The organism is Sphingomonas sp. 77B (assembly GCF_056497825.1).
Genome location: NZ_JBWMBY010000001.1, coordinates 2,239,252 through 2,252,321 on the forward strand (window position 1 = coordinate 2,239,252; position 13,070 = coordinate 2,252,321).

Genomic DNA, 13,070 nt, shown 5'->3' on the forward strand with positions numbered 1-13,070 from the left:
TTTACGGAGAGGACACCCCCATGGCCGACACCCGCTATAGCAAGACTGAGGAAGCCCTCGCGAAGCTGACCCCCGAGCAATATTATGTGACGCAGGAGAGCGGCACCGAGCGCCCCGGCACCGGCGAATATCTCCACACCCGCGAGCCGGGCCTCTATGTCGATATCGTCTCGGGCGAACCGCTCTTCGCCTCGGCCGACAAATTCGATTCGCATTGCGGCTGGCCCAGCTTCACCCGGCCGATCGAGCCCGCGCATGTCAACGAGTTGCGCGACACCACCCACGGCATGATCCGCACCGAAGTCCGCTCGGCGCATGGCGACAGCCATCTGGGCCATGTCTTCCCCGACGGCCCGCGCGATCGGGGCGGCCTTCGCTACTGCATCAACTCCGCCTCGCTGCGCTTCGTGCCGCTGGGGGATATGGAGGCGGAAGGTTACGGCGATTACGTGGATCAGGTCCGCGCGGCCGAACAGGGCTAAAATTCGTCCCCGGTTCGGGGAGGTGGCAGGGCGCAAGCCCTGACGGAGGGGGGCTTCCTCAAGCGAATCGCTTGACGGCACACCCCCTCCACCACCGCTTCGCGGCGGTCCCCCTCCCCTTGCAGGGGAGGAATTCCCATAACGTTTACGGCACCTTTTCCTCGTCCGATCGTTTGGCTCCCGCAACGATAAGGGTCGGGGAAAAGGGGCAATGTTGACGACGATGATTTGGACGCCGCTGTTGATGGCGGCCCCGCTGGTGCCCCAGCAGACGACCGATCCGGTACCCACCGCCGCCCGCGTCACCCCCGATGCCGCGACCGGCGATACGCAGCGGACGCCCACCCGCCGCCGTCCGGTTCGCGTGTCGGACAGCGCACCCTCGGCGATCACGGCCGATACCCGCCGCGCGCCGCCGCCGGGGATCATCGGCGACTGGCATGACATCCGCACCCGCCTGAACGAGCGCGGCATCACCGTCACCGCGCGCTATGCCTCCGAAAGTGCAGCCAACGTCACCGGCGGGCGCAAGACGCTGTTCCGCGAGACGGGACAGTTCGACGCGGGCGCGCTGTTCGATCTGGAAAAGGTGATGGGGCTGAAGGGCGGTGCGCTCCAGGCCACCCTCACCTATCGTCGTGGTCGCAACCTCAGCGACGACGCCAATCTGGGCACGCTGCAACAGGTGCAGGAGGTTTACGGCCGCGGCCAGACGCTGCGCCTGACCCAGTTCTGGTACGAACAGCGAATCGGCGAGCGCTTCGAGCTGAAGCTGGGCCGCACCAATCCGGGCGAGGATTTCGCGATCTTCTCCTGCCACTTCATGAACCTGAGCTTTTGCGGTTCGCAGCCGGGCAATCTGGTGGGCGATTATTGGCAGAATTGGCCGGTCAGCCAGTGGGGCGCGCGGCTGCGCTACGAACCGCGCGACGACCTGTATGTCCAGGGCGCGGTCTACGAGATCAACCCGCGCAATCTCGACAACGACTTCTTCATCGCGCACTTCAAGGGCGCGACCGGCGTACTGGTCCCCGCTGAAGTGGGCTGGATCAACAACCCCAGCGCCGGGCGGATCGGGTCGTACAAGCTGGGCGGCTGGATCGCCACGGCGGATGCGCCGGACGTGTTCCTCGACGTCAATCGCCGCCCGATCGCGATCACTGGCCTGGCGCCGCTGGAGCGCAGCAGCCGCTACGGCGTCTATATCAACATCCAGCAGCAACTGACCGGCGAGACCAAGGACGGCAAGGCGGAGAACGGCCTCAGCGTCTTCCTGAACGCGACCCAGGCCGACCGCGCGACCAGCGTCACCGACAATCAGGTCGCGGCGGGCCTGTTCTACAAGGGGCTGGTCCCCGCCGTGCCGGGCGACGTGCTGGGCTTCGGCGTGGCGCGGACCCATGTGAACGGGCGCGTGGCGGACGGCCAGCGGCTCGACCCCACCCGGCCCGCCGTGCAGGGCTCGGAATACGCCTCCGAAGTCTATTACAGCATCCACCCCACCGAATGGCTGGAGATGCGACCCAACGTCCAGTTCGTCCACCATCCCGGCGGCTATTCGCAAGCCGAGGACGTCACCATATTGGGGCTGAAGGCCGCCTTCATCCTGTAGCGCCGCTAATTCACGACCCATTCAATAGGCGGCGCGCAAGGACAGGCGTGCCCAAAGGAGTGATTTGATGATCCGTTCGATGATGGCGTCCGCCCTGCTGGCGCCGACCGCCATGGCGATGATCGCCGCCCCCGTGCCCGCCTTTGCGCAGGCCAATGGCGACCTGGCGGCGGTACAGCGTCACCTGCAATCGGTGCAGACGATGACCGCCGACTTCACCCAGACCGACCGCGCGGGCAAAGTGCTGACCGGCACGCTGACCATGAAGAAGCCGGGCAAGATCCGCTTTCAGTATGAGAAGGGCGTGCCGCTGCTGATCGTCGCGGACGGCGGCGCGCTGACCTTCATCGATTATTCGGTCAAGCAGGTGCAGCGCTGGCCGATCAAGAACTCGCCGCTGGGCGTGCTGCTCGATCCCAGTCGCGATATCGGCCGCTATGCCAAGGTGGTGCCCAGCGCCGACCCACGCCTGCTCTCGGTCGAGGCGAACGATCCCAAACATCCCGAATATGGCAAGATCACCCTGGTCTTCGCCCGCGATGCTTCGGCGCCGGGCGGGCTGATGATGCAGGGCTGGGTCGCGCTCGACAGCCAGAACAACCGGACGACGATTCGCCTGTCCAACCAGCGTTTCGGGGTGCCGGTGGACGACAAGGCGTTCCGATTCAACGACCCGCGGAGAACGGCGGCGCGTAACTGAACGATCGGGGGCCGTTTCATTCATCTGCCCGACAGGTTCGCTGCCCTATCAAGGCGTTGCGGTTGAGGGGCCTTCGAGATTCCCCCCTGTTGCTCGGACGAGCACCCTCATCCCGCCTGCGTGACGAACGCTAGGTCGGCCCTCGCTCCATGCCCCCGGAGCGGGGGCCTTTCCTTTTACTTTATTCCTCCCCTGCAAGGGGAGGTGGCAGGGCGTCAGCCCTGACGGAGGGGTGTCACCCCTCTCGATAGCGGGACACCCCTCCGACGCGCTGCGCGCGCCACCTCCCCTTGCAGGGGAGGAATGGCACAGGGGTAATCTTGTCTCCCCCCCCTGCCCCCGCTACATCGCATCCCGTGAAAATCGCCTCCTGGAACATCAATTCGGTGCGTTTCCGCGCCGCGATCGTCGAGCAATTCCTGAAGGAAGCCGCGCCCGATGTGCTCTGCCTTCAGGAGACGAAGGTCGTCGACGACGACTTCCCCTTCGAGATGTTTCGCTCGCTCGGCTATGAGCACATCATCATCCATGGCCAGCGGATGCACCACGGCGTCGCCATCGTGGCGAAGGTGCCGATCACCGAGGACGACCGGCTGGACTGGCAGGCCAATGCCGAGGCGCGGCATGTCGGCATCCGGCTGCCGGGCGGCGTACGGCTGGAGAATGTCTATATCCCGGCGGGCGGCGACGTGCCCGATCGGGAGGCGAATCCGAAATTCGGCCAGAAGCTCGATTTCCTCGGCCGCATGATCGAATGGTCGGGCCAGCTCGACTGCCCGACGATCCTGACCGGCGACTTCAACATCGCCCCGCTCGAATCGGACGTCTGGAGCCACAAGCAACTGCTGGACGTGGTCAGCCATACGCCGATCGAGGTGGAGACGCTGGGCAAGCTCCAGGCGTCGAACGACTGGGTCGATCTGGGCCGTCACTTCATCCCCGCGCCGGAGCGGCTCTACACCTGGTGGAGCTACCGCGCGAAGGACTGGAAGGCATCGGATCGCGGGCGGCGGCTCGATCACATGTGGGCGACCCGCGACGTGGCCGACAAGGCGGTGTCGCATCAGGTGTTCGAGGGGTGCCGCAGCTGGCTGAAACCCTCCGACCATATCCCGATCATGACGGAATTCGATTTTTGAGCGCCGATCCCAAGTCGGCGGCGCGCGCGATCGATGCGCTGCGCCGGGGCTGGCCGATCGCGATCGCGGGCCAGCCTATGCTCGCGGTCGAGACGGCCGATCCGCTGCGTTTGGCCGCTTTCGATCCTGACGGACAGGCGCCGGTCCTGATCTCGGTGGGGCGCGCCGCGACGCTGAAGCTGACCAACCAGCTGGAGGCGGCCGATCCCGACGCCGCCGTGCTGGTCGAGCGTGCGCCCTGGGTCGACTTCGCCGCCGCGACCGCGCTGGCCGATCCGCAGTTCGACCTCGCCACCCCGCTGAAAGGTCCGTTCCGTGCGCTCCCCCTGCCCAACCCGGCGATCGCGGCGGCGGCGATCCGGTTCGCGCGGATCGCAGGGATGCTGCCCGCCTTCTTCGTCGGCGGCACCGGCGTCGAGGTCGAGATTTCACTGGCCGACATCGCCGCGCATGAAAATGCCGAGGCGCTCGCCATCGCCACCCGAGCGCGCCTGCCCGTGGCGGGGGCGGAGGATGCGGAGATCGTCGCCTTCCGCTCGCCCCATGCGGCGGGCGAGCATGTCGCGCTGCTGATCGGCCAGCCGAACGGCCAGCCACCACTGGTACGCCTCCACAGCGAGTGCCTGACCGGCGATGTGCTGGGCAGCCTGAAATGCGATTGCGGGCCGCAGCTTCATGCCGCGATCCATGCCATCGCCACATCAGGCTGGGGCATATTGCTCTATCTGCGGCAGGAAGGGCGCGGCATCGGCCTGGTCAACAAGCTGCGCGCGTACCAGCTTCAGGACCAGGGCTTCGATACGGTCGACGCCAATACGCGGCTGGGCTTCGCGATCGACGCGCGCGACTTCGGCGTGGCGGCGCGGATGCTGACCCTGATGGGGCAGGACAAGGTGCGCCTGCTAACCAACAACCCGGCCAAGGTTGCGGGATTGGGAGCCGCAGGGGTGCAGGTGATCGAACGCGTCGCGCACAGCCTGCCGCCGAACCCGCATAACGAACGCTATCTCGCGACCAAGCGGGACCGGACGGGGCACCAGCTTTAAGGAGCGCGTCGCGTTCTTTCAAAAGAATGGTTCGCGCGGAGACGCGAAGACGCGGAGAGGAATCGCTCGCGGTTAGGTGGAACTGCTTTCACTGCGGTTGTAATGAGAGGGCCGCTGTCGCGGCAAGCCAGACACCTCTGCGTTCTCCGCGCCTCCGCGCGAACATCATATCTTCTTATAAACCTTACCCCCGCCGCGCGATTCCCTGCGCGATGATCGTCGCCTCCGCCTCGGCCAAGACCGCCCCGGCATTGCCCGGCGCCATCACCGCGCGTTCGGCCGCGCGGATCCGGGCCATCGCGCGCGACAGCATGGCGGGGGTCCAGCGGCGCAGCGCCCGCGCGGTCTTCGCCTCGTCGCGGAAGAACACGCGGTGGCGCTTCATCACCGCCTCGACCGGCTCGCCCGCATCGATATCGGCGCGCATCTCGGCCAGCGCGACCAGCCGCCGGGCCAGCGCGCGCAGCCAGGGAATGGGCGAGGCCCCGCCCTCGTCGAGCAACGCCAGTTCGCCACCCAGATCGCTCACGCGGCCCTCGACGACGGCCTCGACCGCATCGCCCATCTCGACTTCGCCCAGATCGGCGCCGATCGCATCCATCGCGGCGTGATCGACCTCGCGCGGGCGGTCGGGCGCGGCGTCGAGATAGAGGGCTAGCTTCTCCAGCTCGCGCATCATCACCGATCGGTCGGCGGCCGCCGCCTCGACCAGCCGCGCAGGCACCCCCGCCGCGAGCCGCAAGCCCATCTCGCCGCCGATCGTCGTCGCCAGCCGCTCGGCATCGGCGGCGGTCGGCGCGTAGCAACCGAAGGCCATCGCACGCGGTGAGTCGAGCGCCAGTTTCACGATCTTGGCGGTCGTCTTGACCGTGGGGGCGATGGCAACGACCGGATTGCCCGCCGACTCGGCCTCCAGCAGCGCGGTGAAGGCGGCCAGCCCCTCCTCGCCGACGCTGGCGATGCGGATATGGCGCGGGCCACCGAACAATGACATGGACGCCGCTTCGTCGGTCAGGCGGGCGGGATCGCTTTTCAGCGTCGCCGAATCCAGGTCGATCCGCTCGGCATCCTGACCCATCGCATTCGCCAGGATACGCGCCAGCTCGCTCGCCCCCGCCTCGTCGGGACCGTGGAGCAGATAGAGGCGGATATCGGCGGAGGGGCGGCCCAGCGCCTGGCGAATCTGGTTGGCGTTAGCCTTCACGGCCGATGCGCTTTCACGGGCGGGCGGGCACCATCGCCTCGCCGGGCCGCGACCGGGCATAGGTGGCGAGCCGCGCGACGATCTCGTCCGCGACGATCACCGACAGCCGCTCCAGCGCGGTGTTCTCCGCCGCGATCGTCGCATATTCGGAACGCACGACGTCGATCCCGGCGTCCGATCCGGCGGTGGCGTCGACCAGCACCGCGTTGCTCGTCTGGTCGACCAGCTGATAGCGCGCGCGCAGGATTCGCCGTTCGCGCACCACCGAGTCGTCGCGCCGCACGCCAAGCCCGCGAATCTGGTCGTCCAGCTTCACGTCCAGGCGGTAGCGCGCATTGCCCGTCTTGCCGCCCAGCCGGTCGTTCAGCGCATTGGCCATCAGCCAGCCCGCCTTCCCCTGAATCGGCGCGACCTCGATCTGCGACAGCGCGGTGGCGACCGGGCCGGAACTGCCCCCCGCATAGAGCGGATGCAGCCCGCAGCCCGACAGACCGAGCGTCAGTGCCAGACCGGCGGCGATCAGGGGAAGAGCCCGGCTCATGCGACGATATTCACCAGACGGTCGGGCACCACGATCACCTTTTTCGGGCTGGCACCGTCCAGCGCACGGACGATCTTCTCGGACGCCAGCGCGGTCGCCTCCAGCTGATCCTTGGGCAGCCCCTTGGCGACGGTCAGCGTGTCGCGCAGCTTGCCATTGACCTGCACCGCGACGGTGACCTCGTCCTCGACCAGCAGGCTTTCGTCGACTGCGGGCCAGGCGGCATCGGCGATCAGGCCGTCCTGGCCCATCCCGGCCCAGGCTTCCTCGGCCATGTGCGGGACCATCGGCGCGACCAGCAACATGGTGGTACGGATCGCCTCGTTGCGGGCGGCCGAGGGCTTGGCCTTTTCGATGGCGTTGACCAGCTCGTACAGCTTGGCGACCGCCTTGTTGAAGGCCAGCGCTTCGATATCCGCTGCGACGCCCGCGATGGTCTGGTGCAGCTTGCGGGAGAGCGCCTTGTCTTCGCCCTCGGCGGCTTCCGACCCGTCGAACAGACGCCACAGGCGCTGGACGAAGCGCCACGAGCCCTCGATGCCCGATTCCGACCAGGGCAGGTCGCGTTCGGGCGGGCTGTCGGACAGCATGAACCAGCGTACCGCGTCCGCGCCATACTGGTCCACGATGGGCTCGGGATCGACGGTGTTCTTCTTGGACTTGGACATCTTCTCGACGCGGCCGACGGTGATCGGCTGACCGGTCGCGATTTCGATGCCGTCGCGGATCTCGCCGGGTGCCAGCCAGCGGCCGTCCGAGGATTTGTAGCTCTCGTGCGTGACCATGCCTTGCGTGAACAGGCCTGCAAAGGGCTCCGCCACGTCGATCAGACCGATATGCTTGAGCGCACGGGTCCAGAAGCGGGCATAGAGCAGGTGCAGGATCGCATGCTCGACGCCGCCGATATATTGGCCGACGGGCAGCCACTTCTTGACCACCTCGGGATCGAACGGGCGATCCTTGGGCTGGCTGGCGAAGCGGATGAAATACCAGGACGAGTCGACGAAAGTGTCGAGCGTGTCGGTCTCGCGCCGGGCGGGCTTGCCGCAGGTCGGGCAGTCGACATGCTTCCACGTCGCGTGGCGGTCGAGCGGGTTGCCGGGCACGTCGAAGGTCACGTCCTCGGGCAAGGTGACCGGCAGCTGGTCCTTGGGCACGGGCACCGCACCGCAATCCTCGCAATGGATGATCGGGATCGGCGTGCCCCAATAACGCTGGCGGCTGACGCCCCAGTCGCGCAGGCGGTAGACGGTCTGGCCCTGGCCCCAGCCTTCGCTCTCGGCACGGGCGATGACGGCGGCCTTGGCGGCTTCCACATCCAGCCCGTCGAGGAAACGGGAATTCACGATCGCACCCGGACCGGTATAGGCGGTGTCGCCTTCAAAGGTCAGGTCGGTTGTGCTGCCGTCTGAAACGACGCGGCAAACCTCAAGGCCATATTTCCGCGCGAAATCCAAGTCGCGCTGGTCATGAGCGGGTACACCCATGACCGCGCCGGTGCCGTAATCCATTAACACGAAGTTCGCGATATAGACCGGCAATGTCCAACCCGAGTCGAACGGGTGCAGAACCTCGTAACCCGTGTCGAAACCAAGCTTTTCCTGGGTTTCCAGCTCCGCTGCGGTCGTGCCGCCTGCCTTACAACGTTCGATGAACGCAGCGGCTTCGGGATTCCACTGGGCTACTTCGCGCGCGATCGGGTGGTCCGCCGCGATCGCGATGAAGCTCGCCCCGAAGATCGTGTCGGGTCGCGTCGAGTAGACCTCGATGGCTTCGGTCAACGGCGTGAGAGGCGCGAAGCGGAACTGAAGGCCCTGGCTGCGGCCGATCCAGTTCTCCTGCATCAGCTTCACCTTGTCGGGCCAATGCTCGAGCGTCGTCAGCCCCTCCAGCAGCTCGTCGGCGAAGTCGGTGATCTTCAGGAACCACTGGTTCAGCTTGCGCTTCTCAACGAGCGCGCCCGAGCGCCAGCCGCGCCCGTCGATCACCTGTTCATTGGCCAGCACGGTCATGTCGACCGGGTCCCAGTTGACCGCCGATTCCTTGCGATAGACCAGCCCGCCTGCATAAAGGTCGAGGAACAGCGCCTGCTCATGCCCGTAATAATCGGGCTCACAGGTCGCGATCTCGCGCGTCCAGTCGAGCGCGAAGCCCAGCCGCTTCAGCTGCGCCTTCATCGTCGCGATATTGTCGCGCGTCCAGCCGCCCGGATGGACGCCCTTTTCCATCGCGGCATTCTCGGCGGGCATGCCGAACGCGTCCCAGCCCATCGGGTGCAGCACCTCATGCCCGATCATCCGCCGATAGCGCGCCAGCACGTCGCCCATCGTATAGTTGCGGACATGCCCCATGTGGATGCGCCCCGAGGGATAGGGAAACATCTCAAGGACATAGGACCGGGGCTTGGTGCTGTGGTCGTCGGCGGCGAAGGTGCGCCGCTCCTCCCAGATCCGCTGCCAGCTCGAATCCGATTTCAGGGCATTGTAACGCGAGGCCATTCGGGTCGTCTTTTACTTCGTGATCGAGGCGCGGCGCAGGTCGCGCGCCTTGGTGAGGATGATGTCTTCCAGCTTCTGGGTCGTCGCGGCCTGGACCGGCGCTTCCACCCACTGGCCGCCGCGATTGACTTCGCGCAGCGCGGTGACGCGCAGCGCATCGGCGCGCAGATCCTGGTCCAGGATGGTGACGGTGACCTTCATCCGCTCGGTCGGGACCTGCGGATTGACGTACCAGTCGGTGACGATGACCCCGCCGTTGGAATCGGTCTCGGCCAGCGGCATGAAGCTCAGCGTGTCGAGGCTGGCGCGCCACAGATAGGAATTGACGCCGATCGTGGTGATCTTCGACGCGGCCAGGTCACCCTGCGGGCGTTCCTTCTTACCGGCACAGGCGCCGAGCGACAAAGCGGCGATAACCGCGAACGCGGTGGCGGAACGGCGAAGCATCGGCATTATCCTGACTGCGATGAAGGATGGAATAAGGGTTACCTATGCCTCTACAGGGGCCCCGCCACCCCGGCAAGCGCCCGGTCATCATGAACGAGACGACCGATTCTGTGGAAGTTGCGCAACACTCGGACAAGATTCGCGATTGCCTGCGTAACAATGGGATCGCTCACGGATGATTCCATGTTAGGAGCAATCTCGTAAAAGGGTCTCATAAAAGGGGTGGACCGTGTCGTTCGGGCGTGTGGTGATCGGAATCGCAATCGGGGCGCTGGCCGCCACGACGGCGATGGTCGCGCCCGCCATCGGCGCGGTCGATCAGAACAAGCCCCCGGTTCGGCCTCGCGGACTCAGCCTGCTGGCCCGTGGCGGCTTCACCCCGGCTGCGGCCGATCCCCGGCTTGCGGCGATCTTCGCCAAGAGCGGGCTGGACACCGGCGACCTGCGTTTCACCCCGGCGGAAAGCCAGCGCGGTGCCAACCGTCCGGTCGCCGTCGCGATCCGCGCACAGAGCAGCCGTACCAATGCCGAGCGAATCGCGGCCGATACCGCCCCGACCGTGGGCCTGGCCCCGATCTCCTATAATCTGGGTGCCTCGGTGGGTTGGAAGCGCGTGGCCCTGTCGGGTGACATCGCCCGCGTCGATCTGGCCGGTCTGCCGGGCAGCCGCGAAAGCGCCGACGTGGCGGTCAGCTATACCGCGAATCGCTTCACCGGCCGCGTGAAGGCGTCGAGCGACCGTCCGCTCGACAATGCGCCCAAGATGATCGACATGCCCGCCAGCTATTCGCTCGACATGGGCGGGTCCTATTCGCTGACCCGCAATCTCGATGTGACGGCGGGTGTCCGCTATCGCTCGGATCGTGAGCGTCTGGCCCGGATCGACGACGATCGCCGCAACAGCCAGGCGGTGTATCTGGGTACGGCCTTCCGCTTCTAAGCGCTGTCGGCGGACGACTGCCGGTATTTCAGGGCGATGGACGTAGTTCCTCGGCAACGATGACGGTCCTGCCGCGATCGAGCCCATTTATCGGCTGGGCTGGCGCCATGCTGGGATTGGTGGGGTACGTTTCCCCATCAAAGCGCAGCCGTGCGCGATAACCCGGCAGGATCCCCCCACCGGCGACCAGAACGCTCAGATCGTGCCAGCCATGTGACGCGGTGGACAGGATACGGATCGGCGGACGCGTGACGCTGATGGCTGAAATCCGGCGATAGCCGTCTGGGCGAAGTGCCAAAACGTAAAGCCAGCATCCGCCGGAACCGCAAAAATCCGGCTGCCCCTCACCGTGCGTCGACGCGATGGCATAGACCAGCGCTTCCGGGCGGCCATCGCCATTCAGATCGGCCAACGCATAGTCGTAGCGGGTCAGTTTCTTGTCCCGGATAAAGTCGGCAAGGCCTTTGGGAAGCGGCGCATGTGTCGCCATCGTCAGGATCAATGCAAACACAGCCCCATTCCTCCCGATATGGTTGCAGGATCATCGGACGATTCGCATGACGAATCCTGGACCCGGTCATGACGAATACTGGCCCCATGCATCGATCGCCGCCCAGCCGTGAAAGTGGCGGCGCAAGATGCGAAACCGGGCCGCGTCCATTCCGCCCAGCGCGATTCGCGGCAGGCGCAACCCACGACCGATCTGAACGGCACGCCCCAAACCCAATGCGGGTGCGCCGGGATGCGACCGGGTGGGATAAACCGGCGACACGAACAACAGATGCGCACCAGCCTTCCATCCCGCCATCGCTTCCGCCCGGTCATGCGCCGGCCAGCTTTGCATGCCGCTCGTCCGCCCGCTTTTATGGACCCCGTCACCCGGCAGGCCCCCCCCCGCCACCAGCAGCACCAATCCCCGTGCCCTGGTGATTCGCCAGACCCGGCGGTGGATCGCCCGCCGCTCGGCCGGGGGCGTCGCGTGATGGCGGAACACCACCCCCGAACCCGGCGGCAGTCTGCGCAATGCGGTCCAAAGCCCCTCCCCCAGCCGCTCGTCGGTCATCAGCCATGTCACGGGGTATCGGTCGGCCATTGGGGGCATTATAGCGCCGGGCATGACCGACGACAGCGTTTCCCGCCTTGCCACCGTCTCCGCCCAGCTTCAGCACGCTGCCAAGCTGGGGAAGCACGCGACCCCGACCCTGATCGCGGTGTCGAAGACCCATGATGCCGACACGATCCGCCCATTGCTCGACACCGGGCACCGTGTCTTCGGCGAAAACCGGGTGCAGGAGGCCGCCGCCAAATGGCCCGATCTGCGCGTGGCCTATCCGGGCGTCGAACTGCACCTGATCGGCCAGCTTCAATCGAACAAGGCCGTCGATGCGGTCGAACTGTTCGACGTGATCCACACCGTCGACCGCCCCTCGCTGATCGCCGCGCTGGCTGAGGCGATGGACAAGAGTGGCAAGCGGCCCGACTGCTTCCTTCAGGTGAATATCGGGGACGAGGATCAGAAGGGTGGCTGTGCCATCGGCGAAGCCCCCGCCATGCTGGCGGCGGCGCGCGATGCCGGGCTTCCCATTATCGGCCTGATGGCGATCCCGCCGCACGGGCTGGACGCCGCCCCCTATTTCGCGCTGCTTGCCAAGATGGCGCGCGAACTGGGGCTGGAAAAGCTCAGCATGGGCATGTCCGAGGATTATGAGGTCGCCGCGATGCTGGGCGCCAGCCATGTCCGCATCGGCAGCGCGCTGTTCGGGGCGCGGGCATGAGTCGCTTCGCCGCGCTCCTGTTCGATTTCGACGGCGTCCTGATCGACAGCGAATATGAGGGCAATCGGCACCTCGGCGAATGGCTGACCGCCAACGGCCATCCGCATACGCCCGAAGAAGCGATGCACCATTATATGGGGCTGGCGGGCAAGGACTTCATCGCGGCGATCGAGGGGCGGATCGGTCACACCCTGCCCGAGAGCTTCTACGAAGCCCGCCGCGCCGAGGACGTCCGCGCCATGGCGGAAGGCGTGGCCGCGATTGAGGGTGCGGTGGCGTTCGTAAAGTCGCTCCCCGCCAATTTTCCCAAGGCGATCGTCTCGTCCAGCCCGACCGTCTGGATCGACCGCCATCTACGCCATATCGGCCTGCGCGAGTTGTTCGGTGAGCATATCTATAGCGGGCGCGAGCATGTCACGCACGGCAAGCCCGCCCCCGACCTCTATCTCTACGCCGCCAAACAGCTGGGGGTGCGGATCGAGGATTGCGCGATCCTGGAGGATTCCCCCGTCGGGGCGACCGGCGCGGTGGCGAGCGGCGGGCATGTCATCGGCATGTGCATGGGCACGCACTGCGCGATCGGCCATGACCAAAGGCTGCGGGACATCGGCGTCGCCGCGATCGCGCAGGATTATGGCGATGTGCGGCGCGAACTGGGGTTCTGAAATCCGTCACGCACCCCACAT

At 66.3% G+C, this 13,070-nt stretch carries 14 protein-coding genes; 8 read left to right on the top strand and 6 right to left on the bottom strand.

The window, feature by feature from the left end; all coding sequences use genetic code 11:
* Window positions 1-20 precede the first annotated feature (20 nt).
* The 5 genes from msrB (at window position 21) to ribA (ending at window position 4,979) form a co-directional block, all read left to right on the top strand.
* Entirely contained in the window at window positions 21-482 is a 462-nt protein-coding gene (msrB, locus tag AC1GI4_RS10550; protein ID WP_479629463.1) for a peptide-methionine (R)-S-oxide reductase MsrB, read from the top strand.
* Window positions 483-693: 211 nt separating this feature from the next.
* Complete coding sequence (locus tag AC1GI4_RS10555; RefSeq protein WP_479629464.1) at window positions 694-2,094, top strand: carbohydrate porin; 1,401 nt, start codon at window positions 694-696, stop codon at window positions 2,092-2,094.
* Between the two features lie 67 nt (window positions 2,095-2,161).
* A complete protein-coding gene (locus AC1GI4_RS10560; RefSeq protein WP_479629465.1) occupies window positions 2,162-2,794 on the top strand; it encodes a LolA family protein in 633 nt (210 codons plus the stop codon).
* Between the two features lie 356 nt (window positions 2,795-3,150).
* Window positions 3,151-3,933, top strand: coding sequence for an exodeoxyribonuclease III (locus AC1GI4_RS10565; protein WP_479629466.1), 783 nt, complete (start codon window positions 3,151-3,153; stop codon window positions 3,931-3,933).
* The gene (gene ribA, locus AC1GI4_RS10570; RefSeq protein ID WP_479629467.1) at window positions 3,930-4,979 is read left to right on the top strand and encodes a GTP cyclohydrolase II; all 1,050 of its coding nucleotides are present in this window, start codon (window positions 3,930-3,932) and stop codon (window positions 4,977-4,979) included. The genes AC1GI4_RS10565 and ribA overlap by 4 nt, the downstream gene beginning before the upstream one ends.
* Window positions 4,980-5,163: 184 nt before the next feature.
* On the opposite strand, the gene holA is transcribed toward ribA, so the two are convergent.
* From holA to AC1GI4_RS10590, 4 genes are read right to left on the bottom strand one after another with little or no spacing between them, the layout of a single operon-like run.
* On the bottom strand, window positions 5,164-6,183 hold the full coding sequence (gene holA, locus AC1GI4_RS10575; protein WP_479629468.1) for a DNA polymerase III subunit delta: 1,020 nt from the start codon (window positions 6,181-6,183) through the stop codon (window positions 5,164-5,166).
* 13 nt (window positions 6,184-6,196) lie between these two features.
* Window positions 6,197-6,724 (bottom strand): LPS assembly lipoprotein LptE, encoded by a 528-nt coding sequence (gene lptE, locus AC1GI4_RS10580; RefSeq protein WP_479629469.1) that lies wholly within the window; start codon window positions 6,722-6,724, stop codon window positions 6,197-6,199.
* Window positions 6,721-9,222 carry a leucine--tRNA ligase gene (leuS, locus tag AC1GI4_RS10585; protein WP_479629470.1) on the bottom strand — a complete coding sequence of 834 codons (2,502 nt, stop codon included), beginning with the start codon at window positions 9,220-9,222 and terminating at the stop codon, window positions 6,721-6,723. Before leuS ends, lptE begins: the two co-directional genes overlap by 4 nt.
* Window positions 9,223-9,234: 12 nt before the next feature.
* Complete coding sequence (locus AC1GI4_RS10590; protein ID WP_175311146.1) at window positions 9,235-9,669, bottom strand: DUF3576 domain-containing protein; 435 nt, start codon at window positions 9,667-9,669, stop codon at window positions 9,235-9,237.
* Window positions 9,670-9,898: 229 nt separating this feature from the next.
* Here AC1GI4_RS10590 and AC1GI4_RS10595 point away from each other — a divergent pair, with 229 nt between their 5' ends.
* The gene (locus AC1GI4_RS10595) at window positions 9,899-10,609 is read left to right on the top strand and encodes a hypothetical protein (RefSeq protein ID WP_433909373.1); all 711 of its coding nucleotides are present in this window, start codon (window positions 9,899-9,901) and stop codon (window positions 10,607-10,609) included.
* Window positions 10,610-10,637: 28 nt separating this feature from the next.
* Here the strand turns inward: AC1GI4_RS10595 and AC1GI4_RS10600 are convergent, their stop codons facing one another.
* Both AC1GI4_RS10600 and AC1GI4_RS10605 read right to left on the bottom strand, forming a co-directional pair.
* Window positions 10,638-11,120: a hypothetical protein gene (locus tag AC1GI4_RS10600; RefSeq protein ID WP_479629471.1), complete on the bottom strand. Its 483-nt coding sequence runs from the start codon at window positions 11,118-11,120 to the stop codon at window positions 10,638-10,640.
* A 66-nt stretch (window positions 11,121-11,186) separates the two neighbouring features.
* Window positions 11,187-11,684: a thiamine phosphate synthase gene (locus tag AC1GI4_RS10605; RefSeq protein WP_479629472.1), complete on the bottom strand. Its 498-nt coding sequence runs from the start codon at window positions 11,682-11,684 to the stop codon at window positions 11,187-11,189.
* A 40-nt stretch (window positions 11,685-11,724) separates the two neighbouring features.
* Here AC1GI4_RS10605 and AC1GI4_RS10610 point away from each other — a divergent pair, with 40 nt between their 5' ends.
* Together AC1GI4_RS10610 and AC1GI4_RS10615 are read left to right on the top strand one after the other, a co-directional pair.
* On the top strand, window positions 11,725-12,384 hold the full coding sequence (locus AC1GI4_RS10610; RefSeq protein ID WP_479629473.1) for a YggS family pyridoxal phosphate-dependent enzyme: 660 nt from the start codon (window positions 11,725-11,727) through the stop codon (window positions 12,382-12,384).
* A complete protein-coding gene (locus AC1GI4_RS10615) occupies window positions 12,381-13,049 on the top strand; it encodes an HAD family hydrolase (protein ID WP_479629474.1) in 669 nt (222 codons plus the stop codon). The genes AC1GI4_RS10610 and AC1GI4_RS10615 overlap by 4 nt, the downstream gene beginning before the upstream one ends.
* Window positions 13,050-13,070 lie beyond the last annotated feature (21 nt).